We start from the raw sequence: 26727 nt of genomic DNA on the forward strand, positions 1-26727 counted from the left end.
CCGGCCAAGTACCACACGCGGCAGGGGTCGGCCCGGCCCTCTCGGATCCGTCCGCGCCCCGTCGGTCGAACAGTCAATCCCCGGTAAAACCCTTGTTCAACGGGGGTTTCCACGGTAGACATCACCCATGACCGGCTATTCCCCCGACGCCACCGACTGGCGCATCCTCGACGCCCTCCAGAGCAACGGCCGTGCGGGCTTCGCGGAGTTGGCGCGCACGGTGGACATGTCCTCCAGCGCGGTGACCGAGCGGGTCCGCAGGCTGGAGGAGGCGGGTGTCATCGGCGGGTACACGGCCGTCGTCGACCCCGGGAAGCTGGGGCTGCCCGTCCTCGCCTTCGTCCGGCTGCGCCGTCCGAACGGGAGCGACGAGCCGCTCCACGAGCTGCTGGCGACCACGCCGGAGATCCTGGAGGCGCACCACGTCACGGGCGACGACTGCTTCGTGATCAAGGTTGCGGCCCGGTCGATGCGGCATCTGGAGGAGGTCGCCGGGCGGATCGGCGCCCTCGGCGCGGTGACCACGAGCGTGGTCTACTCCTCGCCGCTCGCCCGCCGGGCGCTCAGCCGGTGACCCCCGCCGTGCGGTGGCGCACGGCGGACCCCGACCGGCCCTTGACGACCTGGAGCTGAGCGGGGACGCGCCGGCGGAGGTCGGCGACGTGGCTGACGATGCCGACCGTGCGGTCCCGCTCGCGCAGGGAGTCGAGCACGTCGAGCACCTCGTCGAGGGTCTCCTCGTCGAGGCTGCCGAAGCCCTCGTCGATGAAGAGCGTGTCGAGCCGGATGCCGCCCGCCTCCTCCGTCACCACGTCGGCGAGACCGAGGGCGAGGGCCAGGGAGGCGAAGAAGGTCTCCCCGCCGGAGAGGGTGGCGGTGTCGCGCTCGCGGCCGGTCCAGGCGTCGACGACATGCAGGCCGAGGCCCGAACGGCGCGCTCCGGACCGGGCGTCGGAGTGGACGAGGGTGTAGCGCCCGCCCGACATCCGCCGCAGCCGCACGGTCGCGGCGGCCGCGACCTGCTCCAGCCGGGCGGCGAGCACATAGGACTCCAGGCGCATCTTCCGCTCGTTGTGGGCGGACGTCCCGGCGACGAGCGTGGCGAGGCCCGCCACGCGGTGGTGCTCCTCGCGCAGCGGGGCGAGGCGGCGCACGTCGGCGGCGGCCTGCGCGGAGAGCCGGTCCAGCTCCGCGCAGCGCGTGCGGGCGGCGGACTCGGCGGCGGAGGTCTCGCGCAGCCGCCGGGTCGCGGCGGCCAGCAGCGCGTCGGCGGCGGCCGGCTCGGCGGGGGGCCGCCCTGCGGCGGCCGCGTTCTGCGGGTCGGCCAGCTCGGCGGCGACGGCCGCCTCCTCGCTCCGCCAGGCGTCGAGGCGGTGCCGCAGGGCGCGCTGCTCGGCGTCGGGGAGCACGGCACCGGCCGCGTCCGATGGCGTGGGGAATCCGGCGCGGGCGGCCGCCCCGGCGAGCCGTGCCTCGGCCTTCGCCAGGTCGTCCGCCGTGCTTTCCGCGGCCCGTACGGCCTCGGCGGCGTCGGCGAGGAGGGTCAGGCGGCGCTCCAGCCGCGCGGCGTGCGCGGCGACGGTCGCCGCTCCCCCGCGCGCCTGCTCCAACTCCTTCTCCAGCGCGCGCAGTTCGGCGTCGAGGTGCTCCCTGCGGGCGGTGCGGGCGGTGACGCGCAGCTGGGCCGCCCGCTGCCCGTCGCTCCGCAGCCCGTGCTCCCGCTCGGCGCCCTGCAAGGCCTCGCGGGCGTGGTGCGCGTCGGCCCCCGCGGCCCGGGCCTCGGCGAAGGAGCGGCGGATGTCCTCGGCGGCCGCGGCCAGTTCGGCGACGGTCGCCGGGCCTGCGTCGGCCTCGGCGTGGGCGAGGGCGTCGCGCAGCGCCTGGAGTTCCCGCTCGGACCGTTCGCGGGCGGCGTCGGCGCGCTGGGAGAGGTCGAGGGCGCGGGCCTCCTCCGCGCGGTCGACGTGACCGGCGGTGGTGCGGGCGGGGTCGGGGTGCTCGGTGGCTCCGCACACCTTGCAGGCCGTGCCGGGGGCCAGCCCGGCGGCGAGTTCGGCGGCGATGCCGAGCAGGCGGCGTTCCTTGAGGTCGAGCCAGCGCTCGCGGGCCGCGGTGGCCCGCTCGCGCGCTTCGAGCAGCCGGGCCCGGGCGCCGGTGACCTGCCCGGCCAGCCGGTCGCGCTCCCGGGCGGCGTCCAGCCTGCGCCCGGCGGGGGCCACCTCGCCCTCCAGGCGGGCGGCCCGGGTGGTCGCCTCCTGGGCCCGCTCGACGCGCTGCCGGTGGGCGGCGTGCCGGGCCTCCCAGCCGGCGAGCCAGTCGGCGGCCTCGGTGAGGGCGTCCTCGTCGGAGCGGGCCTCGCGGTCCAGGCCGGCGAGTTCGGCGGCGATCCCGGCGGCGCGCTGTTCGGCGCGGCGGGCGGCCGAGAGCGAGCCGAGGTCCTCGCGGTGGGTCCGCTCCAGGGCCGCGAGCTCGGCCGCGGCGGCGCTGTGGTGGTCGGCGGGGAGCCGGTCGCGGGCGTCCCGTTCGGCGCCGGCGGCCGCGCGGTGCGCGCGCCCGGCCTCCTCGTACAGCTCCAGGGCGGGGGCGACGGACTCGGCGGCGCGCGCCCGCTCCAGCCGCTCGCGCAGCCGCTCGGCCTCGGCGGCGCGCTCCTCGAAGGCGGCGGCGCGCTGCCGGGCCGCGGCGTGCCTGCGCTGGAGTCCGGCCAGTTCGCGGGTGGCGTCGGCGTGCTGCTGGGCGGCGCGGTGCGCGACCTCGGCGGTGCGTACGGCGACGGCCGCGGCGTCCCGCCGCTCCCGGGCGCCGGAGCGGGCCAGCGCCGCCCAGGTCAGCACGGCCTCGGCCAGCCCGGCGTCGCCCGGGGCCAGGGGCGCTCCGCCGGGAGGTGCCGTACGGGAGGAGGTGCGCTGCCCGGGCACGGCGACGAGGGCGGGCAGGGACGGGTCGGCGACGGCCTGCTGCATCCGGTGGGCGAGGGCCAGGAGCTGCTCGTCGCCGGTGGTGACCTGCTTCTCGGCGGCCCGGCGCAGCTCGGCGAGGCGGTCCTCGACGGCGGCGAAGCGGCTGGTGTCGAAGAGCTTGCCGAGCAGCTTGCCGCGGGCGGTGTCCTCGGCGCGCAGGAAGCGCGCGAAGTCGCCCTGCGGCAACAGCACGACCTGGCAGAACTGCTCACGGCTCATGCCGAGCAGCTGGGTGATCTCCTCGCCGATCTCCTGGTGGGAGCGGCTGAGGCCCTGCCACCGGCCGTCGTCGGTGCGCTCGCGCAGCGTGCTGTGGGCCTTCTCCCGGGTGTGACCGTCACCCCGCTTCTTGGGGCGGAGCTGCTCGGGCCGCCGGGTGATCTCCAACCGCCGGCCGCCGACGGTGAGGTCGAGGGTCACCTCGGTGAGGGTGCCCGGGGCGGCGTGGTCGCTGCGCAGGGTCAGGCCGCTGCCCTGGCGGGCGCCGGGCACCCCGCCGTAGAGGGCGTAGCAGACCGCGTCGAGGACGGAGGTCTTCCCGGCGCCGGTGGGGCCGTGCAGCAGGAAGAGCCCGGCGGAGGACAGGGCGTCGAAGTCGATGTCCTGGGAACCGCCGAAGGGCCCGAAGGCGTGGAGGGAGAGCCGGTGCAGCCTCATCGGGCCTCCTCGCCGAGGGCCGCGGCCAGCCGTACGGCGTCGATGGCGCCGGTCAGCACGGTGCTCTCGGCGTCGTCGGGTCCCCGGCCGCCGCGCACGTGGGCGACGAAGTCCCCGGCGATCTGGTGGTCGGTGCGGCCGCGGAGCCGCTGGGCGTAGGAGGCGTGGGGGTCCTCGGGGGCCCGGTCGGGTTCGAGGACGAGGCTGACCACGTGCGGGAAGCGCCGGGCGAGGCGGGCCATGGGCTCCTCGGGGCGGTGCGGGTCGGTGAGGGTGGCCTCGACCCACGCCTGCTCGTGCTTCTCGAGCCGCGGGTCGCCCAGCAGCTCGTCGAGGCGGCCGCGGATCCGGGCGAGCGGGCGGGGCACGGGGCAGTCGAGCCGCTCGGCGGTCAGGGCGCCGCCGGCGCCGAGGTCGACGAGCCACATGGTCTTGCGGTGGTCGGCCTCGGAGAAGGAGTACGCCAGCGGCGAGCCGGAGTAGCGGACGCGCTCGGTGATGGTCTGGCAGCCGTGGAGGTGGCCGAGGGCGGCGTAGTCGACGCCGTCGAAGGTCTCCGGGGAGACGGAGGCGACGCCGCCCACGGTGATGTCGCGCTCGCTGTCGCTGCCCGCGCCGCCCGCGACGAAGGCGTGCGCGAGGACGACGGACCGGGTCCCGGCGGGCCGCGCGGCGAGGTCGGCGCGGACCCGGTCCATGGCGGCCCGCAGCACGGCCTGGTGACCGCCGCGGGGCGCGCCGAGCTCCTCGCGCACGAGGGCGGGCTCCAGGTAGGGCAGGCCGTAGAAGGCGACGTCACCGTGCGCGTCGCTGAGCAGGACGGGGCTGCCGCAGCCCGCCGGGTCGGTGCGCAGGTGTATGCCCGCCCGCTCGATGAGCCCGGCGCCGACGCCGAGGCGGCGGGGCGAGTCGTGGTTGCCGGAGATCATCACGGTGGGCACCCCGGCGTCGGCGAGCCGGTGCAGCGCCTCGTCGAACAGCTCGACGGCGGCGAGCGGTGGCACCGCCCGGTCGTAGACGTCCCCGGAGACGAGCACCACGTCGGCCTCGTGCTCGTGGACCGCGCTCACGAGGTGGTCGATGAACGCCCGCTGGGCCTGGAGCAGGCCGATGCGGTGGAAGGAGCGCCCGAGGTGCCAGTCGGAGGTGTGCAGCATTCTCAAGAAACTGCTCCGACCTGCACGTTTCCCCCTACTGCACCTATTGGAACCGGCACGCCCCGGCACGGGCCCGCCATCAGCACCCACCACGCTAACGCCTGGCAGCACCCGAACCATCATCTACCACGGGGAGCAGGTCGCTCATGCGCCCCAGCCGCGTTCCAGATGCCCGGCCCGTGCCCTTCGGGCGGAGGTCCGCCGAGACGGTGGTTCGCCACCGTCGCGCACCTTGCCTGTGCGGCAGTGATCCGACGTGGCCGAAACCCAGGTTTTCGCCAAACTCGCCGCCCCGGTCCCGCTGCCGTCATCGATGCGCCCGGTCGGCCCCGGGGACGGTTCCCGACCTCGGGGACCTCGGGGGACGCAGGGGCCGCGACGGGCGGCCGGGAGGCCTGAGGCAACCGCACGGAAGGGGAAGAGGTATCGACCTGCGGGAGATTCGGGCAGCCCACCTGGCAGTTCGTCAATTACCGTCACCTACGGGCAACATGGCGCGCTTCAGTCCACCCGAAGCATCGCCCGAAGTGTCACTCTGCGACCATCGGCGCCAATGAAATTCAGGCCATACGGATTGCCGTGGGGGGAGTGGCCATGGGGCTGCTCGGCGACGAGCTGGCGTTTGCACGGGCTCTGACAGCCCAGGAGAACGAGAGCGTGATGGCCCTCGGAAGCCGAAAGCGCTATGCCGCCGATGCCCAACTCCTGATGGAGGGCGACCGGTCCAGTCACGTCGTGATCATCCTTCAGGGATGGGTCACCGTCTCCGTGGCCACGGACCGTGGCGCCACCCGGCTGATCCTCGGCCTGCGCGGCCCCGGTGAACTGCTCGGCGAAATGGCCGCGCTGGACAGACACCCCCGCAGCGCCACCGTGCGCGCCCTGGGGCCGATCGAGGCGCAGGTCATTCCAGGAGACATGTTCCGTCGATTCCTCGCGCTGCATCCACGAGTCAGCAGCCTGGTGATCCGCCAGCTCACGTTCCGGCTCCGCAGCGCCGACCAGGAGCGGTCCGCACTCGCCTCGCTCACCGTGCTGCAACGCCTGGCAGCCCGGCTCACGGAACTGTCCCGGGCCGAACCCTCCGGCCCCTACACCCCTTCCGTAGCGGGCCGTTCGCATGCGGGCACCGTCGTCCACCTGGCCCAGGACGAGCTGGCCGCCACGGTCGGAGCCACCCGCGAAGCCGTCGCCAAGGCCCTGCGGCTGCTGCGTACCCAGAAAGTCGTGCGCACGGGCAACCGGATGGTGGAGATCCTCGATCCCGCACTGCTCGCCCTCCTGGCGGACGGTCATCAGGATTAAATCCACGCCCGGCAGTGTGTAAACGGCTACAGACGGCCTTGGCCCCGGGCCCGAAGCTCGGGGTGACGGCAACCGGACAGGGGGCACGGGGTGGACGACGACGCGATGAATCTCGGCGAAGCGCGCTACGAGTCGGTGATCAGCGTCGACGCCCGGGGTTCCGGGACGTACGACGACGTGGACAAACCGCGGATGCGGGCCCGGATCTACCGGGTCCTGGAAGCGGCGTTCACCCATGCCGGGGTGGCGCGGGACGCGGTCCACACGGAGGACCGCGGCGACGGTGTGCTGCTGTCGGTGGCCGGCCGGATCGCGGTGACCCGGCTGCTCGGGCTGTGGCTGGTCGAGGTGCACGAGAACCTGCGGGACGAGAACCGCACCCTGCGCGTACCTCTGGGTCTGCGCGTGGGCATGCATGTCGGCCCGGTCCGGCACGACGACCGCGGGATCAGCGGACGCGCGGTCGACCTCGCCTGCCGGCTGGCGGACTCTCCCGTCGCCCGGCGGCTGCTGGACGCCGAGCGGGCCGACCTCGTGCTGGTGGCCTCGGAGTCGCTGTACGAGGACGTGATCCGCGGCGGCGGCAAGTTCATCGAGCCCGCGCGCTACTCCGCGGCCCGCCTGACGCTCAAGGAGGGCGAGGTCACCGCCTGGTTCCACCTCCCCGGTCGGCCCGCTCCGGCGATTCCGGACGGCGAGGGCTCCGGCACGGGCGATCCGCTGCAGGCCGTCGATGCGCGGATGCCCGAGAATCCCGGCAAAAGGGACGCCTGGCCCGCCGAGGCGGACGACGCCGCGAATGCCGGAGCGGACGACGGGGACCGGTTCGGGGCCTCCGGCGCCCGGTACACCGTTCACGGCGACCTGTCCCAGCACAGCGACAACGTCTACCAGCAGTCCGTACACATCGGGCGGATCACCGGCGGCGCCGAGCGACGGAAGGGCTGAGCGAGGTGCCCGACGAACAGCAGGCAGTCGCTTCCCCCGAACCCGTACCCGGGAGCGCGGCCGACGGCCGTTCTCCCGAGGCCGACAACGCCGACAACCGGGCCGGGGGCGGGGAGAGGAACGACAGGGCGCCCGGGGAGGACGGCGCGGCGGACGTCGACGGGGACACCACCCGCGACGAGGCCGCGGAGCGGGAGAAGGAACGAGAGCGTGCCGCGGGGCGGTTCAGGGAGCACACCCGCGATCCGCTCGCCGAGGAACAGAGCGAGGACGGGTCCACCGATCTCGCCGCCGCGTCGCGGGCCCGCCGCTCCACCCGGATGCTGTTCGACACCGGCCGGGACCTGAACAGCTTCGACCGTTCGTACATCCGGAGCGCCCACATCGGCGACATCCATCTGCGGATGGACGCCCGCCAGTCCGCCGTGGGGATGCGCAGCGGGCCGGTGCCCGACGAGGACCTGCGCAGGCTCCGCCGGGTCCATGTGGAGCCGGAGGGGTACCCGGCGCTGCGCAACGCGCTTCGCGCCCGCCGGCTGCTGGTCCTCGGTGCCGCGCCCGGCACCGGACGCACCAGCACCGCGCTCGCCCTCCTCGACGAGGTCACCGCCTTCGCGGCGGGCGCCGCAGGCGCGGAGCCGACGGCCCGGCCGCGGGTGCTGCGCGTCGGTCCGGACGGCGGCGTACGGGGGTTGACCACATCGCTCGGCGGCGCACCGGGCGCCGAGGAGCGGCCCGCCACCGGTTACCTGCTCGAACTCGCCCTCACCCAGCCCGGTTCGCCGCCGCCGGATGTGATGGACCTGGACGCGCTGGCCGCGGCCCTCGACGGGTGCCGGGCGTTCGCGGTGATCGTCGTCCCCGTCGGACCGGCGGCGAACCCGCTGCTGGCCGGGCGGTACGGAATGCTGTGCCGGCCCGTGCCCACACAGGAGTTGCTCACCACCCGGCTGCGGGAGCGGCTGGAGGACCATGTCGCCGAGGCGGAGGCCGACGCGCCGGACGGCGGACACCGGGTGGCGGACCTGCTGAGCCGGGCGGAGGAGCTGGCCGGCCGGCAGGACGTCAGGGACGCGGTCGGCCTGAACGACCTGCGCCCCGCCGAGGCCGAGTTGTTCGCGTCACTGCTGGCCGGACATCTGCTGGAGGACGTCACCTACGAGGAGTTGCTGGCCGGCTGCCGCAGCCTCGCCGCGGCCCAGGCCCAGGAGTGGTTCGCCGGCGTGGACCGGGTGCCGGCCGCTCCCCCGGCCGAGGGGAGCGCGGGGGCGCGGCCGGGCGCGGCGGCCCTGTTCCACCCGGTGGCGTTCCGTATCGCGCTCGCCGTACTGTGCGGGGCCCCGCACAGTGCCGTGGCCGCCGCCGCCCATTTGCTGACCTGGGAACTGTCCGTACAGAGCGCTCCGGACAGCACCCCCGCCCGCCCGTTGTTCTGCGACGACCCGGAATCCGACCTGGCGCTCTCGCGCGGCGAACTCGTCGACGGCCGGGTCGAGGTGGCCGGCACCGAGGTGGACGCCCGGCTGGTCTGGTACCGCGGGTCCGCCCTCCCCGCCGCGGTGCTGTCCGAGATCTGGGACCGGCACTTCCCGGTACGGGCACCTGTCGTCCGCTGGCTGCGGCTGCTGGCGGACGATCCCCGCCCCCAGGTGTGGATGCGGGCCGCGGTGGCCGCCGGTGAACTGTGCGTACGGGACTTCGACCACGGTTACGCGGAGCTGATCCGGCCCCTCGCCGAGGCGGCCACCGCGCGCCGGAGGATCTTCGCGGCCACCACGATCGACCAGGCGGCCGGCCATACCTCGCACCGGAAGGCGGTACGGCACCTGGTCGACGAGTGGAGCCGGCAGGAGACCGAGTCACTCCGCTGGACCGCCGCGATGGCGCTGGGCTACGGGAACGCGGCGGCCACGACGGACGGCAGCCTGGACGCCCTGGCCCGGATCGGGGTGCGCGACGAAGGGGAGCAGCTGGCGGTCGCCTCGCTCAACGTCGTACGGCTGCTGACGCTCCGGGACAGCGCGACGGTACTGCGGCGGCTGACCGACTGGACCCACCACCCGCGCGAGGCGTACCAGGATCTCGGTCTGGTGACCACCGTCCGGTTCGCCGTTTCCCGCGTGGCCGAGGTGCTGGACGACGAGCCCGGCTCGCCGCTGGGGGACCGCGGGGACTGGCCGCTGGTGCTCGCCCTTGCCGCCACCCGTCCCGAACTCGTCGGCCCGCTGGCCGATTTGCTGTGGACCGCGCTCAACACCCCGCGGTCGCAGGACGTGGCCATGGACGCGCTGGCCGCCTTGCTGCGCTCCGCCGAACGCAAGGACGGCACGGAGTGGACACGGCCGGGCCTGGCGGCGCTGCTGCCCGTCCTGACGGCCGAGGAGCACGACCGGCGGCGGCTGGACTGGCTGCTGCGCCGCTTGATGAACGATCCGGAGAATCCGCTCCCCGACGCGCAGGCGCGCTCCTTGTGGTGGCTCGCCGTCCCGCCGCGGGACCGGACGGGCGAGAAGGAGAGGCATGGCTGAGGACGTGGCGAACGGGAGCGCTGCCGCGGGTCCGTTCCTGCGGGAGTACACGCCGACGGGTGTGTTCCGGCAGGCGAGCGCCCGGACGGCCTCGGTGCTCTTCTACCGGAACGGCGGCCACAGCGTGGTCACCGTCTCCGGTACCGAGCACCATGACAAGCGGGCTCTGGCCCGGCCGTACACCATCTGCGAGATCGCGCTCGGCACCTTCGAGACGACGCTCCAGATGGAGCTGCCGGCCGCGGGCGGCACCGCGTTCTTCAAGGCCGAGGTGGACATCCACTGGACCGTGAGCGATCCGTATCTGGCCGCTACCGAGGTCGTGACCGATGTCGCCCAGCGGCTCAGCGCCCCGGTACTGGAACGGCTGCGCGAGGTCTCCTCGGAGTACCGGGAGGCCGAGGCCGAGCAGGCCGACCGCGCCATCACCCGCAACTGCGCCGGCGGGCGCTGGGACGACCTCGGGTCCGAACTCGGCCTGCGGGTAAGGCTGTACGTCCGGCTGCGGGCGGACGATCGGACCATCCAGCACATGGACGGCATCCGGGACGCGCATGCCTCGGCCGAGCTGACCCGGGTGCACCAGGACAGGTTCCGGGCCATGCTCCAGGGCGGTGAGCTGGACCAGCTCAGCTACATGCTGGCGGCCGAACCCGAGGCGGCCAAGGACTTCCTGGAGAAGATCCGCCAGGAGGGCAGGCAGGACGAGAAGGAACGCGTCGAGCGGCTCTTCGGCATGGTCGGCAGCGGCCAGGTCCACTCCAATGACGTGGAGACCCAGGCGCTGGAACTCCTCAATCGCGGCCGCCGACACATCCAGGGGCCCATCGGCTCGCTGCCCGCCCGCCGGGACACCCCGGAGCTGGAGCCGCCCGCGGCCGAGCCGTTCACCCCGGACTGGGTGGCGGACGAGCCGCCCTCCCGGGCAGGGCACCGGCCCTCGCCACGGAAGGACGAGGACATCGAACCGGAGCCGCCGCGCCGCCGGAGCCGCAACCGGGACGACGGATGGTCCTGGGCGGAGGAGGACCGATGACCGCCGACAGCGGGGTACGGACCTCCCCGGACCCGGTCGTGCCGGTGCCGGACAGGGGTCGGCACCGCCACGACCGGTCCGGAGAACGCATCGCCGAACACCTGTTGGACTCGGTCCGTGAGGACCTCGGCCGGGCCGACTCGAAGGCGGCCGTGCTGCTCTCCGCAGCGCTGGCGCTGCCCGCGTTCCTGATCGGGACACACGGCGTACCCGGCCGGCACGGGCCCGCCGACCTCATGCTGGTCGCCGCGGGCGTCCTCTGGGCGGTCGCGGTGGCCGCGCTGGTCCGGGCGCTCATGCCGCGGACCGGCACTCTCCGCGCCCAGGACGGGGTGACGTACTTCGGCGACCTGCTGACCCGGGACGTCGGGCGGCTCTCCGCCGAGATCACGGACGCGGGGCGGGATCCGGTCGGCTGGCTGCTCGTACAGGCCATGGACGTCAGCGCGATCCTGGCCGCCAAATACCGGACCATCCGCTGGGGAGTGGGCGCGCTGAGCCCCGCCGCGGCACTGGCACTGACCTGGAGTCTGACCGCGCGCTGACCGCGGCCGGCCGACGCCGCCGCCGGGCGGCGCGGGGCCATCACGCACACGAAGCAGAGACGAAGCAAGGGGGCGGCCGTGGGAACGGTCAGGGCAAGTCGGCGCACGAGAGGGGGCCGGGCGCGCCGCGCCGCGGTCCGTGTACTGTGCGGCACCGCGGTACTGGTGTCCCTGCTGGCACCTCACGGCCGTGATCCGGTACTGGCGACGGGCGCCCAGCCGGCCTTCGGGCCGGTCGACTACGCGGTCGCCGTGGACGAGTCCGCGAGCCTCGCGCCCGAGGACATGGCGGCCGAGAAGGCCGCCGCCGCACGAATCGCGCTGGGCGACGTCTCCTCGTCCTCCCATGTCACGGTCTTCGGGTTCGCCGACGCCGAGTCCGGCGACCAGCACGCGGTGGACCCGGTGTGCCCGCGGACCGCGCTGGACGCGGCGGGGCGCGAGTCGATCGGCGGCTGCGTCGGCAAGCTGCGCAGCCGCAAGAAGAGCGAGGGCGCCGGCACCGACTTCCCGAGCGCGATCCGCCAGGGAGTGCACGAGCTCGGCACCGGTTCCGACCCATCGGTGCCCCGCGTGCTGTTCCTGCTCACCGACGGGATGCTGGACGTCACCGACAGCCCCCAGTACGGCGACCCAGCGCACCGCCGGGCCGAGGGCGAACGGCAGTTGGAGCTCGCGCTCAAGGAGGCCGCCGACCAGCACGTCCAGATCTGGCCGCTGGGCTTCGGCCCCGAACCGGACAAGGCGCAGCTCGACCGGATGGCCGCCGGTGGATACCAGAAGGGCTGCGTCGAACTGCCCTCCGCCCTCCCGAAGGCCGAGAAGGTCTCCGGGTCGAAGGACGTCGGCCCGATGCTGGAGCAGATCTTCGCCGCCGCGCACTGCCTGCGGTACGCGCAGGGCACCAGCGAACGGCCGCCCGCAACCCTGGAGATCGCCATCTCGCCGCTGGCGACCGTGGGCAGCATCGTGGTCGACAAGAGCGACCCCGAGGTGACGGTCACCTACCTCGACCCGAGCGGCCACCAGGTCCCCACCACGGGGACGTACCGGAAGTCGCGGTTCGAGCTGGCAGGTGCCGGACACGCCGTCGAGGCACTGAAGATCACCGACCCGGTGCCCGGCGTCTGGAAGGTGAAGGTCGAAGCCCCCGAAGGGCACCGCTCCCTTCCGGTCGGCGTCAGTGTGCTGTGGCACGGCGAGCTGCGCGGCGCCATCACCATGGACCCGCCGTCGCCGCAGGCCGGGGAGAAGGCCACGGTGACCATGCGGTTGCAGACCCGCGAGGGCTACGAGATCAAGAACACGCGCGACTACGCCGGGTTGCAGGTCCGCGGCGAGCTGACCGGCGACGGTTTCGCACCGCTGCCGGTGAACCTCGCCGACGACGGAAAGGGGCCCGACCGCGAAGCGGGCGACGGCTCCTTCACCGGAACCGTGCAGATCCCCAGGAGCGCCAACGGGGCGCTGAAGGTGAGCGGCACACTGACGGCCTCGGGGCTGAGCGCCGACACCCGCAGCGAGAGCGGCCAGATCGCACCCGGCGAACTGCCCGTCACCGCCGCGCTCACCCTGCCCGCCGCGGACACCCACCCCGGCTCCACGGTCACCGGCACCCTGGCCGTCCACAACACCAGCGGCACCCCGCACACCCTGCGGCTGTCCGTCACCGACCTCCGGCCCGGGCTGCTCTCGGTCACCCCGGCCGAGATCGAGGTGAGGCCCGGCGAGTCCGGGACCCGGAAGGCGACCGTCGAGATCGGGCCCGAAGGCGCCTTCGGGGGCCGTCTGAACGGCGACGGGCTGCGCCTCGCCGGCACCGTCACGGTGGTCGACGCCACCGACGGCAACCGGGCGCTGGTGCGGTCCCCGCTCTCGGTGCGGCTGACGCCGGAACCCGGTGTCTGGGACAAGTACTGGTGGGCATTCGCCTCCACCGCCGCACTGATCGCGCTGGCCACCGCGGCGGCCGTCGCCCTGGTGCGGCAACGCCGGGTGCGCAGGGACCCGTCCGGCCTGATGCTGCAACTGGTCTCCGAGGAGGGCGACATCCTCAACGAGCACCCGGCCGGGCACGGGCACAAGCAGTGGTACGAATTCGCCGTCGTCGAACCCCACCGCAGCCCGCGCATCGAACGGCGCAGCCACGGCAAGTACGCCGTCCGGCGCAGCCCCGAGGGCGGCGCAGTGCTGCGCACACGCGGCGCCGGACGGACCCGGCTGCCCGCGCACGGCAGCGTCCCGCTGACCGACACGCTGAGCCTGTCCCTCGGCGAGGAGACCCGCACCCCGAAGGCCCGCAGAACACGGGCTTCCCGGACCCGGACCCCCACGGCCACCACCCCCGCGACCGGTGAGGGCGGGAGCACCTACGAGTCGTACCGGTGAGGTGGAGGGCGGACCGGTGCGCCGCCGCACATCGCACCGCGGCCGCCGTGCCGCGGGCAGCCCACAGACGTATCGAGGACGAGCCGGCCGCCGATACGGCCGCAACGGGAGGAAACCCATGAAGATCTTCCAGCCGATGCTCTTCGTCGGCCTGGGCGGCACCGGCGGCCTGGTCGGTGCCGAACTGGAACGCAGGCTGCGCGCGGAGCTGTGCGGCCCGGACGGCATCGCGCTCACCGGCCGCCTCGGCGGCCACGCCCCCTACCAGCTGCCCAGCTGCCTCCAGTTCGTGTACGCGGACTACAGCGAGACCGACCTCCAGCGGCTGCCGCAGTTCAACGTGGACCCGTCGCTGCGGGCCGCGTACGCCCGCACCTCCCGGGCCACCCACAACCTCCTTCCCAACTTCGACAGTTCACCGGAAGTGACCAAGATGCTCCGGGCGAGCCTGCGCGACGAGGTCGCCGACTGGCTGCCGCCGCGCGTCAACGAGCCGAAGGTCGTCCCGCTCCGCAGCGGCGCCGGCCAGCTGCCCACTGTCGGGCGCGCCGCCCTGTTCGCCACCCTCCGGCACAGCCTCGCCCCGGTCCTGGAACCGCTGCTCCAGGCGATCGACGCGATCGCCAAGGCGGCCGGTGAGCTCAGCGAGTTGGGCGGCGGCAAGGTCAACGGCTGCGATGTGTTCGTCGCCTTCTCGGTGGCCGGAGGCACCGGTGCCGGGATCTTCCTGGACTACCTGCACCTGATCAACCACGCCTTCCGGATGCGCCGCTTCGACGGGGTGAGGATCTACCCGCTGGTCGTGATGCCCTCCTCGTTCCCGGCTGCCGCCGGTGGCGGGCGGGAGGCGGACCTCAACGGGGCGCGCGCCCTGGTCGACCTGTTCCGGTTGGTGGACGGGCAGAACGCGCCGACGGAGGGCGCGGAGATCGGCGACCTCGACCACGAATCGGGGATCGGCGTCCGCTACCCGGGCACGACACCGATCCGGCTGCGGACCGGCATTCTTCCCACGGCGTTCCTGTTCAGCCCGACCGCGGGCATCCGCCAGGACGACCTGCGCCGCTCCATCGTCTCCCTGGTGATGTCGCTGATCGGCACCGAACTGGGCGACGGCCGCTCCCAGGGCCAGGTGACGGCGACCGACGACTACCAGACGTTCGCCGCGAGCTTCATCAACCGGGACCTGCACCGCAACGCCCTGTCCCCCACCGGCATCGGCCGGAAGGGGGTCTCCACCGGCCTGGTGGCCTCCATGACCGCCCCGATGGACCAGCTGGCCGACCTGGTCGCCGGCCGGCTGCTGCGAGAGGCCGTCACGGGTCTCGTGGAGCGGCCGCGTACATCGCTGCGGGACACCGCGGTGCCGTTGATCCGGCAGCTGTTCGCCGACTCCCAGCTCGAAGAGCTCTGGGAACGCAAGCAGTTGCCCGTACCGGAGCCCGAACCGCTGCCGCGCGGCAGCAGGGCCATCGAGCTGGCGCTGGGCGAACGGATCGCGGACATCCAGCGGTTGCTGTCCGACCTCCGGTCCATCGCCGACCGCCAGGCCGCCTCGATGGCCGACCGGTTCGCCCCGCGCCCCGCCATCGACAAGCTCCTCCAGACCACCGACCCCTTCCTCGCCGAACGCGTCGTGCGGGGCGTCCCGGACAGCGACGAGCCGATCGCCCGGCTCGGCTTCCTCGGCATGCTCAACAGCCGCGCCGTCGCCCCCCAGCGCCCGCCGGGCGTGACCGAGCAGCCTCCCAAGATCCCGCGGATCAGGGGCCGGCTGGCCGGCATGTCGCCGGCCCGCTGGGGCGACGACGACGTGCAGGCGGCCATCCAGGCGCAGAACGCCTGGTACCAGTGGCGCTGCCGGATCGTGTGGCACGAGGCGTGGCGGGAGCAGCAGCAGCGCTGGCAGTCCCCGGCGGACGCGGCCGGAACCGACCTCGGACGCCTGGTGAACGCCTTCCTCACGCACTCCGAGCGGGAACGCAGGGACTCCGAGCAGAAGGGCCTCGAGCTGTACGCGGACCGCACCGGCGTCTCGTATCTGCTGCCGCCGCAGCGCACCCTCAACCACTTCTACGAGGACCTGGTGACCCGGCTGATCCGCCGGGAAACGCTGCGCGAGCACGACAACGAGGCCGCGCTCCTGCTCAAGTTGATCAACGGTGACACCTGGCGCAGGGCGCACTCGCTCAGCCGCCGCAACCCCGACAGCGCGGTGGCGGCCGTCAAGGCCCAGCTGGAGGGCCGCATCACACGGCTGTTCGCGGACAGCGGCAAACAGCCGGAGGAGCGCCCGCTGCTGCCGCCCATGAGCACCCTGCTGGCCGCCGCGGCGGGCGACGCGGGCGCCGCCGACCAGGTCAGCAAGGAGGCGCTCGACTTGTTCGGCCGCAAACTGACCGGCCTGCTGCCGGTGGGTTTCACCCCGGAGGGCACAGGACCGCTGCGGGTGCTCGTCACGCACCCGCGCGTACAGGCCGTGGAAGAGGTGAAGGAGTTCCTCGGCAAGGAGCTGCGGCTGCCCTCCGACGCCAGGAATTCCGTGGAGTACCGGGGAGTGGAGAGCGACTCGATCACCGTGGTCCTCTTCCGGAGCGAGATGAGCCTCGCCCAAGTGCCCGAGGCCCGGAAGGTGCTGCGCCAGTGGACCAGGGCCGAGGACTCCGAGCAGGCCCAGGACGTGCTGCGGTGGCGTCAGCGGCTCGGCTTCCGGGACAGCTGGACGGTCAGCAGCGCCGAGGACCGCCGCACCATCCTGCACCGGCTGCTGTGCTGCATGTGGAACGGCCAGGTGGACGTGCTGGACGGCGCCCCCGCATCGCCGGGCCGGATCCGGCTGCGGCTGTTCCCCGAGACGGGCGACGAAGTGCCCGGCGTCCGGCTGCGGTTGGCGGACTTCCCCGGCGGCGTGTCGAGCTGGGCGGAGCTGCTGCGCTCGTACGAACGCTGGATCGTCCTCGACGACGAGCGGGCCGTCGAGGACCACTGCGCAATCCTGATGGCGGTCCAGCCGTTGGGGCTCACCGGCGACGGCAGCGAACCGCATCCACTCTTCGTCGAGCTGGTCGAGAAGACCGCCCCGCGCCAGCTGGAGCTGCTGAGGGAGCGCCGGGAGCGCGGCGGCGAGCAGGTCGCGGGATGGGTGCGGCCGCTGTGGGAATTCTGGGCGGAGACACTGCCGGCCGCACTGGACGTCGAGTTCGGGGACAAGCGCGCCGTCCAGCCGACACTGCGCACGCTGCTGGAGCACGTCCGCGGCGGCACACCGAAGCCGCGTCCGCGCAAGGAGATCCCGCAACCCCGCCGTCCCGTGGCCGATGACGACGACTGGGGCACCGCCCCGCACGCCTCCGGCGGCTACGACGCGGCGTACGACGACCGGCCGCCGCGTTCCTCCGGGGACCGTGTCAACGGGCACTCCGGCGGGGCCGGCCGGCCTTCGGCGCCGTGGGACGAGCCCGACGATTCCCGTCCGTACGGAGCCGACGACGACAGCGGCCGGGACGGCTCGCGCCGCGCCCCCTGGGACGGAGACACGGAGTGATCACCCCCGAGGACGTCGGTGCGGTCGTCCACCTCGACCTGCGCACCGGGGCGGCGGAACTCGGCACCGCCCCCGCCCTGCGTGCCGCGGCCGCCCGCCAGCTCGGCCGGGCCGGGCTGCCGGAACCCGACCACCCGCTCTTCCTGGTCGTCGACACCCCGGCCGGGCTGACCGGCCATCAGCAACAGTACGAACTGCTCACCGCCTACCGGGCCGTGGGCGAGATCAGGATCCTGGTCCTGCTGGTCGGCAGCGCCCCCGGTTCGTCCACCGACGAGGACGAGACGTTCCCGCCGGACCGGCGGCTGGTACGGCCCGCGGCGCTGCGGGCCCCCGGCACCGGCCTGCTGTGGGCGGGCGATCTGCGCTCCGCCCGCACGGCGCTGGAGCAGCCCGCGCCCGACGCCCCGGAGGCGCTGGCGGTCCTGGTGGATGTGCTGTCGGTCCCGGACGTCTTCCTGAGGGTGCTCGACGACGTCGGATCGCTGCCCGACGCCGTCGCCGCGCCCGGGGTGCGGCTGCTGGAGCAGGACCTGCCGCCGGAGGTCCGCGACCGGGCCTGGCGCGACGCGCTCACCCGGTTCGCGGGCGAGGACGCCGAACTCGCCCCGGATCTGCCGGTGGCCGCCTGGTCCGCGGCCGATCTGCCGGAGCCGCTGCGGGGGTTGGTGACGGGCCTGGGCGGCCACGACCAGCGGCACCGGGAGCCGGGCGGGGTGGCGGACGACGCGTACCGCGCGTGCGCGGACGTCCTCGACGGCGCCGAGGACTCGCTGGCCGGGATGCGAGCCCTCCCCGGGCTGCTGAGAGGCTCGTACAGGGAGGCGCTCGAGGCCGACGTGGCCCAGGCGCGCCAGGCGCTCGGCGACTACCGGGACCTCGTCGGCACGGCCCTGCACAGCGGCGGCTCCGGCACGGCACCGTCCGCCGCCGAGACGGCGGCCCGGCTCGCGGCCCTCGGCCTGCGGGTGCCCTCGGCCGAGGGCGTGGGCGAGCGGATCGGCGAGGGCCTGCGGGAGTTCGCCGGGAAGCTGCTGGGGCGGGGGCTGGCCCTGCGCGCGGTGGCCCAGCGCTTCACCGGGCTGGCCGGGCGGGTGGAGCCGGTGCCCGGTTCCGCGCTGCTGCCGAAGCTCGCCGACCTCCCCGACGTCCGAACCGGCTCGCGCGGGGGCACTCCCGTCTCCGCATCCGGGACGCGGGGCGGCCCGCTGCCGAGCCCCGTGGCAGGTCTCCCGGCGGCGGCCGCGGCGGGGCTGCTCGGTGCGCTGTGGCAAGGCCTCTTCACAGCGCTGGCGCTCGCCGTCCCGCTGGTGTTCCTCGGCACGGCGCTGTTCGGCGCATCCCGTCTGCGGGGTGCCCGGCACCCGGTCCGCTGGGCCATGGGACCCCGGATCGCGGCCGCCGCCGGCGCGGTGGCCGGGATCGTGGTGGCGTACGCGGCCGGGCCTCCGCTCTGGCTGAGCGCCGCCGGTCTGCTGGCGGGCCTCGGCGCAGCGGTGGAGACGGCCCGCCGGCTCTGGCGTACGGCAGCCGACTCCTGGGCCGCGGGCCAAGGGACCGCCGCGCTGCGTCGGGCCCTGGAGGGGCTCGACGCGCTGCTGGCCGAGGCGGTCCGCGAGCACTGGGCCGCCGAGGAGCGTATGTACTGCGCCGATGCGGCCCGGTCCGTCGCCGGCATGCTGCGGGCGACCGCGGCGGCCGCGGACGCCGAGGCGGTGCCCGAGTCCGAGCGGCCCGCGGACGCCGGTGTGTCCGGCACCGAGCCACCCGCCGCGGACGACGACTGGCTGTCCAGTCCCTCGGCGCTGGAGGCGGACGCCTTCGCCGCGGCCGACGACGTGGACAGCGACTGGGCGAGCGTGTACGCCTGGGACGACGCGCCCTCCGGGGACGAGCCCGCCGGACCCGACGAGGAGAAGACCTCCGCCCCGCCCGCCGACGTGCAGGAGGGCCCTGCCGCAGGGGTGCCTCGCTGGCTGGACCGTGAGAGCGGCGAGGGCGGACCGGAGCTGGTCGCCACCCTGGCCCGCGATCTGACGGACGCCGCCCTGGTCGCCATGGAGCCCTACTGGGGTGCCGTCGAACGCGGCCAGGCCGGCGCCCTCGCCGTCCGGCGCACCGAGGAGCGGGTCCGCGACCTGCTGTCGACGGCCCACCGCCACCTCCGGCGCAACGGGGTGCTGGCCCCGCCTCCGTTCGCCGCCGGACACCGCACCCGCGCCACCTCGGCGAACCTGCTGGGGACCGACCCGCACCGGGTGGCCGAACTGGTCGGCGCGGACGCCGACCGGCGCACCGTGGTGCAGCTGTCCTCACCGGAGCAGGGCACGCTGCTCAGCCGCGACCCGGCGGCGGCGGTGTGGATCAGGTTCGCCCCGGACGCGGTGCGCGACGAGGTCGAGAAGACCTGGCGGACGAGCGGTTCGGCCCAGCCGCACGAGGCGCTGTGGACCTCGTCGGGACGGTACGCGGGTCTGATCCGGCTCACCCCGCTGCGGATGGGGGTCGTGGACACCGTCAGGCCCCGCCAGAGCCCCGGGGCCGACCCGGTGGACGCGCACGAGCGAAGGGACGGCGACCGCCGGTGACCAGCACCTCGCACTCCGACCTGGTGGAGCCGGACAGTTCGCAGCGGACCACTCTCGCCTTCACCACCCCCTCGGGGCGGCGCCGCACCGCCCCGGTCCGCTTCGGCCGCACCTCCCGCCGCGATCCGCTGCTGCCCCAGCGGATCCGCAACGGCCTCCTCGACGACGAGGGACAGCAGTGCGTCCAGGTACGGCTGACCGCCGCCGACGCGGCGAACCCGGCGGCGCGCGCACTGCTGGACGCGGAGGCGGGCACCGCCCTGCGTCTGCACCAGGTGCTCGACGACACGGAGTACGCGGCGCTCTTCCCGCGGATCATCGGCTACGAACTGGACACCGCCGAGCCGTTCCTGCTGTACGCCGCGCCGCGCGGCAGCACCGCCGCGCGCACCCATGTGATGTCCGCGACCGACCAGCGGGTCTTCGCCCGTGATCTGCTGCTGGCCCTGTGCCTGCTCGACGGCCAGGGCCTGGTGCTGCGCGGGATCTCACCGACCACCGTGCTCTGGGACGGCACCTCGGTCCAGCTCTGGGGGTTGGAGGGGGTGGCCCGCGCCGGACGGCCGAGGACCCGGTGGGGCAGGGCGCCGTACTGCTCGCCCGAACAGCTCCGGGGCGAGGGCCGCGTCGACCCCCGGGACGCGGTGTGGAGCGCGGCCCAGGTGCTCTACCAGCTGGTGACCGGCCGCCCCGGTCCCACCGACCGGGCACCCGCCGATCTCGGCGAGCACCGGGTACTCGCCGAGACGCTGCGCGGCGCCTTCGCCCCGCTGGCGGCCGACCGGCCGACTGCCGAGCGGCTGCTCGACCTCCTGGCCCCAGGTGCCGCCCGGCGCATCACACTGAGCGTGCCCGCCGACGAGACACGCCCGCACCACGCGGCGTTCGACCACGCGCTCCACCTCAAGCGGCTGGTATCCGCCCCCGGACCCCACGACGGGTACGGGGCGGAGCCGGAGCGGAGCAACGGGGAAGTCCTCTGCCCCTACTGCCTGGAGATCATCCAGCTCGACCTCGGGTCGCTGTTCGTCACCGACAGCAGGATGCAGTACCGGCCACTGGACGTCTCCGGCGTCGGCAACCCCCTGCGACGCGAGGACATCATGCGCGGCGCCGTCCAGAAGTGCACGGCGGACCCGGACTTCCCCGAGCACTTCATCCCCGTGCCATACCTCACCCACGGCCGGCCGCTGACCGTCGCGATGGTCGGCCAGTCCTCCACGGGCAAGAGCCATCTGCTGACCCAGATGATCGCCGGGATCACCGACGGCGGTCTGGATCCGTTCGGCCTGAAGTGGCAGTCCGTCAACCCGGAGCAGCACGCACGGTTCGTACGGGAACGGGTGCAGCCGCTGCGCAACGGCAAGGTCCTCGACCACACCGGCGCCCTCGGCCTGGACGGCTTCGCCCGATTCGTGGAGTCCCTCCTGATCACCGACGCCCGCGGGCAGGTGCGTCCGGTGGCCTTCTTCGACCTGGGCGGCGAGGACCTCGTACGGACCGACGCCGCGCTCCGCTTCCTGCTGGGGGTCGACGCCATGGTCTTCGTCGTGGACCCGGCGCTGGCTCTCCCGCTGCCGCATCTGGACCACGCCAGGAAACGCTGGGGTCTTGAGGTGAACCGGGACGGCGATCTCGCCTTCGGCACCGTCCTGGACCGGCTGCCCAAGAACGGCCCGTATCTGGACGTGGCGGCCGCGATGGTACTCGGCAAGGCCGATCTCCTGCGGTTCCAGCCACCCGTCGACCGGTGGCTGGGCGAGGCGGCGCCCACCTCGCTCGACCCCGCGCTGATCCGCGAGGAGAGCCGGGACGTCTACGGGCTGCTGCGCCACCATGCCGGCCAGGCGTGGCTGCGCCCGTTCGACACGATCCGCCGGTGCACCCTGCACGTCGCGTCGGCCACCGGCGGTCAGGAGGACAACGGCCGTTATCCGGCCGGGGCGGGGCCCCAGCGGGTGCTGGAGCCGCTGCTGTCGCTGCTGGCGATGCACGGGCTGATCGAAGTGCCGGACGGTGCCGGGACGTTCGCCTTGGGAGAGCCGCACGCGAGGGAAGCGGTGCCGTCGCAGGAAGCCAGGGGAACCATGGGAGAGGAAGAACGGTGAACGACTTCCAGGACCGGGGACCGGATCACCGGGCACCCGCCGGCACGGCCGGGCAGGGCAGCGGCGGTACCGCGGGCTCGGTGCACCAGGTGGTCTTCCGGTGGGACGGCAACCAGGGCCGCCAGGGCACCGGCATGAAGGCCGTCGCCCACTCCTGCTCGAGCGAGCGTGCCGAGGAACTGGGCAGGGAACTGGGCCCGTTGCTGTGGGTGTCCGGCGCGCGGGCCCCGCGACAGAGCATCGTACGCACCCTGTCCCGCAGCGGTGAGGTCATGCTCGTCCAGCGCTGGCCCACCACCGACCGGGGCGGTCGGCCCAGCACGGTCAGCCATGTCCTCGTCGGCGAGCCGCAGATCCTGAAGACCCGCCGGAGCCTCGCGCTCGCGCACGGCGGCTGGGGCCGGCGGGAGTCCGCCGAGCAGGCCACCGGGCAGCAGCCCATGGTGGAGTGCGCGGAGCTCGACGCGCTGGCGTGGGAACGGCTCCCGCAGATGCGGGAGTTGCTGCCGACGGTCCAGCACGCGCTCATCCTGGTCACTGCGGAGTGGCTGCGCGATCCGACGCAGCGGGTGTCCCTGCTCACAAGCGAGGAGGAGCTGCCCGGCTGGCCCGACCAGGACGCCGTGCCACTGGTGTATCTGGGACTGTTCATGCTCTTCGGTCCCTGGCTGGGCCAGGAGTGGACGTTCGCCACGTACGACACGGTCGACACCCATCCGCTCCGGCTGATGAGCGTCCCGCGCTGGGAGCCGGACACGGGCGGTCCCGGTCCGCTGGCCCGGGTCATGGGCCGCCCACCGGCCCATCCCCTGTTCGAGCACCGGGCGGCGGCCCGGCTCGTGGATCACCTCCTGGAACACCCGGAAGCCCGCCCCGGGGTGCCGCAACTGGTCGACGGACTCGGCGGCGGCGCGGCGCTGGACTGGCCGCGACGGCGCGCCCTGCTCAAGGACGTCCTGGACGCCGACGGCCTCGCCGCCCCGCCCCGCCTCCCGGACCGCGCTCCGACCACCCCGTCCCAGGCCCCCCAGCCGAATCCCGCCCCTCCCGCCCCGACGCCCACACCGGCCCCCCCGTCCGTGTCCACGGCACCCTTCGCCGGCCATCCGGCGGCCGAGACCGAACTTCCCGCACGCCACGAAGGCCTGGAGGACTTGCATGTGCCCCATCGCAGGAATGCCGTGCAGCGCAGCAGACTGGCGGACCGCCTGCGCACCCTGCCCGACGATGTGCTCCTGCACGAGCTGCGCTCGGGCGGGCTGCCGCCGGAGTCCGTGGATCTGCTGCTGAACGAGCTCGGGGACAGCGTCCGCGTCCGTCAGCGCGGTACGGCGATGCGGCACGCGCTGTGCGCGGAGGTGCTCCGCAACGGCCTGTACCTCACGCCGAACGGGCCGGGCGCGGAACCCGCTTCGCGAATGGCCCTGGCCGGCCGGGCGGCCGACCTCTTCACCTGGGCCGTCGCCCCCCTCGCCCGCGACGAACGCTATCTGCGCGATCTGCAGGAACTGCTGCATCGCATGTGCCTGGATCGCCATCCCTCCGCGGGCAACTGGCTCCAGGAGACCATCCTCGCGCCCAGGAACGGGCGGGCTCCCGACCTGCCGCCGGTTCTGTGGCAGCAGATCCTGCGGGACATGATCGGCCAGAGCCCCGCGCGGTCCGTCGCTTCCCACGCGCCCCCGGCCGCCCCGGCCCACACCGCACCCCCCGGGCGCTCCGCCCTCGCCCCGATACCACGCACCTCCGCATCCCGGCTCTCCGAGCTGACGCGCAATCCGGGTTGCGTGGTGGGGACCTGCGTCGGCGTGATCGTCCTGCTCCTCCTCGCGCTCGTGCTGGTCTCCATGTGAACTCCGGCCGCTGTTTTCGGTCGCCTTGGCGGACACCCGACGGCTTCGAATTGCGCCACTCCCATGCCCGCACGTCGGGGAATGCCTCCGCCGGGCCCAGGGCGGCCCCAGGCCGGATTTACCGCTGACAAATGCCAAAACCCTGAGCCACAGCCGCACGATCGGTTACCTTCCGTCGCAACGGACACGCCACCGGTAATCGCCCACGGGCTGGAGAGGGATGTCTGACCGTGCCGTGCAGCCGCCAGTTTCGACCGATCCCATGATGAGGCGCACTTTGAGGCAGTTCGCCGGAAGGAGGCAGTCGATGACCGCAGCACCACCCGAAGTGCTCGCCGAGCTCCAGGAGTTACGGATCCGGGTACCCCATCTGACCGGTTCGATGGTGGCGAGCACGGACGGGCTGGTGATAGCGCACCTTCTCTCCCACGCGGAGCCCGACGGCATGGCCGCGCTGACCGCCGCCGCCCTGGGGGTGGGCGCCCGGCTGACGGACGCCGTGGGCCACGGCGGCTTCCGCGAGCTGCTGGTCAGCGGCGAATTCGGCTATGTGGCCACCTATGCGGCCGGTGCGTCGAGCGTGCTGACGCTGCTGGCCGCGGCCGACGCCAATGTGGGCCGGCTGAATCTGGAGGCCCGCCGGGCCTGTCCCCGGATAGCCGCGCTGCTCGACACCTCGCCCGCGCACCGGCGACAGGTGTGAGCGGGCGCAGGCGCCCCGCACCGAGATCCCGGAACCCGAAATCCATCACCGACACCGAAAGCGGATCAGTCATGGCGAACACGGAAATGGCACTGAAGGACGCGATGGGCTCGATCGAGGGGGCCCTCGGCGTGGCCCTCGTCGATTACGGCAGCGGCATGGCGCTCGGCACCCTCGGCGGGTCCCAGTCGCTCGACCTCAATGTCGCCGCCGCGGCGAACACGGATGTCGTACGGGCCAAGCTCCGCGCCATGGAGATGCTCAGTCTCCAGGACCGGATCGAGGACATCCTCATCACGCTCGGCTCCCAGTACCACCTGATCCGGCTGCTCACCGGGCGCGGCGGCAACGGCCTCTTCCTCTACCTCGTCCTCGATTCCCAGCGGGCGAATCTCGCCATGGCCCGGCACCAGTTGAAGCGGATAGAGGCGGAGCTGGAGGTCTGAGCCCTCAGGGCGCGGGCACCTGCTCCCGGTCCGCCGCGAGCCGCTCGTCCAGATAGGCGGTCAGCTTCGCCACGAAACCGGCCGGGTCCTCGCCGGGCGCGCCGTGCCCGGCGTCGATCTCCGCGTAGCGCGCCCGGGCGATGCCCGCCACCAGTGCCTCCTGCTGTTCGGGGCCGATCACCCGGTCGTGGGAGCTGGCCAGCACCAGCGTGGGAGCGGTGATGTCGCCGAGCACGGCACGCAGGTCGACCGTGAGGTCGGCCTCGGTCTGCCGGGCCGCGCCCGCCCCGATCATCCCGGCGAACATGCGGACGAACTCCTCGTGGGCCGGGGTGTCGACGCGTTCCCAGTAGCGGGGGCCGAAGGCCAGCAGCGGGACGGCCCGGGCGAACAGGGCCGTCCCATGCTCCGCGTCCACGCGCAGCATCTCCAGCCAGGAGCGGAATTCGGCCGCCATCCGGACGTCGGTGCGCACCCATCCCGCGTGCAGCGCGAGGGAGCGGACGCGCTCGGGGCGGGTGCCCGCCACGTGGGTCGCCACGGCCGCGCCGAGCGAGTGGCCGACCAGGTGGAAGGAGCCGAGCCCGGCGTGGTCGGCCGCCGCGAGCACCTCGTCGGCGAGATCGGCGAGGGTGACCGGGCCGCCGTGGTCGATGGTGCCGCCCGACCCGGAGAGGTCGGGGGCCACCACCGTGAACCGGTCGGCCACCGCCTCGGTCAGCGGCCCCCACTGCTCGCGGCTGGCCGCGGTGCCGTGCACGAGCACGAGCCCCGGGCCGGTCCCGGTGACGTCGTACTCGACGGTGGCCGTGCCGCCGCTGATCGGCAGGGTGGTCCTGGGCATCGGTGTTCCTCTTTCCTCGGTTTCCCCGGTGTCTCCCCGGGGTGCTCCCCACTTCACCGTGATCACCGCCGTCGGCCAACAGGCGAACCGCGCTTACACTCATCGCGGATACTGATCAATGGGGTGGGCATGGAGATACGGCAGTTGCGCTACTTCCTGACCGTGGCGGAAGAGCTGCACTTCGGCCGGGCCGCGGAGCGGCTGCACATCGTGCAGTCGGCCGTCAGCCAGCAGGTGCGCAGGCTGGAGCGGGAGCTCGGGGTGGAGCTGTTCGACCGCACCACCCGGGCCGTGCGGCTGACCGAGGCGGGCCGGCGGCTGCTGCCTCACGCCCGGGAGGTGCTGGCCGCGCAGGCGCGGGTGCGGGAGGCGATCGACGAGCTGCGGTCCGAGCGGGCCACCACGTTGCGGCTGGGCACCAGCTCCGGGCTCGGCACCCGGCTGGAGGCGATCCTCGCCGAGTTCGCCGGGCTCGCCCCGCACGCCCAGCTCGAACTGGTCACGGCGGCCACCGACGACCGGCTCAAGCGGGTGCGGTCCGGCGAGCTGGACGCGACGCTGCTGCGGGGTCAAAGGGACGTACCTGAGCTGGAGTTGCTGCCCCTGTGGGAGGACGCCCTCATGGTCGCGCTGCCCGCCCGCCACGACCTCGCCGTGCGCGGCACCGTCGACATGGCCGACCTCGCCGGGCTGCCTCTGCGGCTGGCCGGTCACGCCAGGAACCCCGCGCTGTACGAACTGGTCACGCGCTCCTGCCGGGAGGCCGGGTTCGAACCGGTCCTCGGCCCCGAGTTCACCACCGACCAGGACACCCTGGCCACCATCGGCTACGGCAAGCCGTCGTGGACGGTCTACTACGCCCCCTACGCCGGCCAACTGACCGTACCGGGCGTGGTCTTCCGCCCCCTGCGCAACCCCGCCCCCGCGATGCCGACCTACCTCGCGGTGCGCCCCGACCCGCCCCGCGCCGAGCTGCGCGCCCTGATCGAGGCCTGTCACGTCCGGCAGCCCGTCCCGTCCTGACGCCGCACGCGCGGGAGGACCGCCCACCCGTACGGCCGACCCCGTGCCGGGCCCGGACCCGATGGGCGTAACCGGGCGCGCGCCCGCCGGACGG

Annotated in this window: 17 protein-coding genes; 14 read left to right on the forward strand and 3 right to left on the reverse strand. The window is 74.0% G+C overall.

All coding sequences use genetic code 11. The features are described from left to right. Positions 1–127: 127 nt before the first annotated feature. Positions 128–574, forward strand: a complete 447-nt coding sequence (locus ABD269_RS18095) for an Lrp/AsnC family transcriptional regulator (protein WP_301889458.1) — start codon at positions 128–130, stop codon at positions 572–574. Here the strand turns inward: ABD269_RS18095 and ABD269_RS18100 are convergent. Together ABD269_RS18100 and ABD269_RS18105 are read right to left on the reverse strand one after the other, a co-directional pair. Next, entirely contained in the window at positions 564–3617 is a 3054-nt protein-coding gene (locus tag ABD269_RS18100; protein WP_344119024.1) for an AAA family ATPase, read from the reverse strand. The genes ABD269_RS18095 and ABD269_RS18100 overlap by 11 nt on opposite strands. Next, on the reverse strand, positions 3614–4780 hold the full coding sequence (locus ABD269_RS18105) for an exonuclease SbcCD subunit D (RefSeq protein WP_344119026.1): 1167 nt from the start codon (positions 4778–4780) through the stop codon (positions 3614–3616). The genes ABD269_RS18100 and ABD269_RS18105 overlap by 4 nt, the downstream gene beginning before the upstream one ends. Before the next feature lie 588 nt (positions 4781–5368). Between ABD269_RS18105 and ABD269_RS18110 the strand changes: the two genes are divergently transcribed. From ABD269_RS18110 to ABD269_RS18165, 12 genes are all read left to right on the forward strand, one after another. Next, complete coding sequence (locus tag ABD269_RS18110) at positions 5369–6079, forward strand: Crp/Fnr family transcriptional regulator (protein ID WP_301889452.1); 711 nt, start codon at positions 5369–5371, stop codon at positions 6077–6079. A gap of 90 nt (positions 6080–6169) precedes the next feature. After that, positions 6170–7027: a hypothetical protein gene (locus ABD269_RS18115; RefSeq protein WP_301889450.1), complete on the forward strand. Its 858-nt coding sequence runs from the start codon at positions 6170–6172 to the stop codon at positions 7025–7027. A gap of 5 nt (positions 7028–7032) precedes the next feature. Then, entirely contained in the window at positions 7033–9555 is a 2523-nt protein-coding gene (locus ABD269_RS18120; protein WP_344119029.1) for a hypothetical protein, read from the forward strand. Then, positions 9548–10591, forward strand: a complete 1044-nt coding sequence (locus ABD269_RS18125) for a hypothetical protein (RefSeq protein ID WP_344119031.1) — start codon at positions 9548–9550, stop codon at positions 10589–10591. The genes ABD269_RS18120 and ABD269_RS18125 overlap by 8 nt, the downstream gene beginning before the upstream one ends. Next, positions 10588–11136 carry a Pycsar system effector family protein gene (locus tag ABD269_RS18130; RefSeq protein ID WP_344119033.1) on the forward strand — a complete coding sequence of 183 codons (549 nt, stop codon included), beginning with the start codon at positions 10588–10590 and terminating at the stop codon, positions 11134–11136. The genes ABD269_RS18125 and ABD269_RS18130 overlap by 4 nt, the downstream gene beginning before the upstream one ends. 165 nt (positions 11137–11301) lie before the next feature. Beyond that, on the forward strand, positions 11302–13524 hold the full coding sequence (locus ABD269_RS18135; RefSeq protein ID WP_344119035.1) for a choice-of-anchor X domain-containing protein: 2223 nt from the start codon (positions 11302–11304) through the stop codon (positions 13522–13524). A gap of 118 nt (positions 13525–13642) precedes the next feature. After that, positions 13643–17068 (forward strand): tubulin-like doman-containing protein, encoded by a 3426-nt coding sequence (locus ABD269_RS18140; protein ID WP_344119037.1) that lies wholly within the window; start codon positions 13643–13645, stop codon positions 17066–17068. Next, a complete protein-coding gene (locus ABD269_RS18145) occupies positions 17065–19656 on the forward strand; it encodes a hypothetical protein (RefSeq protein WP_344119039.1) in 2592 nt (863 codons plus the stop codon). The genes ABD269_RS18140 and ABD269_RS18145 overlap by 4 nt, the downstream gene beginning before the upstream one ends. Beyond that, positions 19653–21764, forward strand: a complete 2112-nt coding sequence (locus ABD269_RS18150) for a protein kinase family protein (protein WP_344119041.1) — start codon at positions 19653–19655, stop codon at positions 21762–21764. Before ABD269_RS18145 ends, ABD269_RS18150 begins: the two co-directional genes overlap by 4 nt. Then, positions 21761–23617, forward strand: a complete 1857-nt coding sequence (locus ABD269_RS18155) for a hypothetical protein (RefSeq protein ID WP_344119043.1) — start codon at positions 21761–21763, stop codon at positions 23615–23617. Before ABD269_RS18150 ends, ABD269_RS18155 begins: the two co-directional genes overlap by 4 nt. Positions 23618–23924: 307 nt before the next feature. Beyond that, positions 23925–24320 carry a roadblock/LC7 domain-containing protein gene (locus tag ABD269_RS18160; protein WP_344119045.1) on the forward strand — a complete coding sequence of 132 codons (396 nt, stop codon included), beginning with the start codon at positions 23925–23927 and terminating at the stop codon, positions 24318–24320. 71 nt (positions 24321–24391) lie between these two features. Beyond that, positions 24392–24766: a hypothetical protein gene (locus tag ABD269_RS18165; RefSeq protein ID WP_301889439.1), complete on the forward strand. Its 375-nt coding sequence runs from the start codon at positions 24392–24394 to the stop codon at positions 24764–24766. 4 nt (positions 24767–24770) lie between these two features. Here the strand turns inward: ABD269_RS18165 and ABD269_RS18170 are convergent, their stop codons facing one another. Beyond that, positions 24771–25610, reverse strand: a complete 840-nt coding sequence (locus ABD269_RS18170) for an alpha/beta fold hydrolase (protein WP_344119048.1) — start codon at positions 25608–25610, stop codon at positions 24771–24773. 129 nt (positions 25611–25739) lie between these two features. On the opposite strand from ABD269_RS18170, the gene ABD269_RS18175 reads away from it, so the two are divergent. Beyond that, positions 25740–26633, forward strand: a complete 894-nt coding sequence (locus ABD269_RS18175) for a LysR family transcriptional regulator (RefSeq protein ID WP_344119050.1) — start codon at positions 25740–25742, stop codon at positions 26631–26633. Positions 26634–26727: the final 94 nt, after the last annotated feature.

Origin of the sequence: Streptomyces blastmyceticus, assembly GCF_039521185.1 — a bacterium.
Taxonomy (GTDB): Bacteria; Actinomycetota; Actinomycetes; order Streptomycetales; family Streptomycetaceae; genus Streptomyces; species Streptomyces blastmyceticus.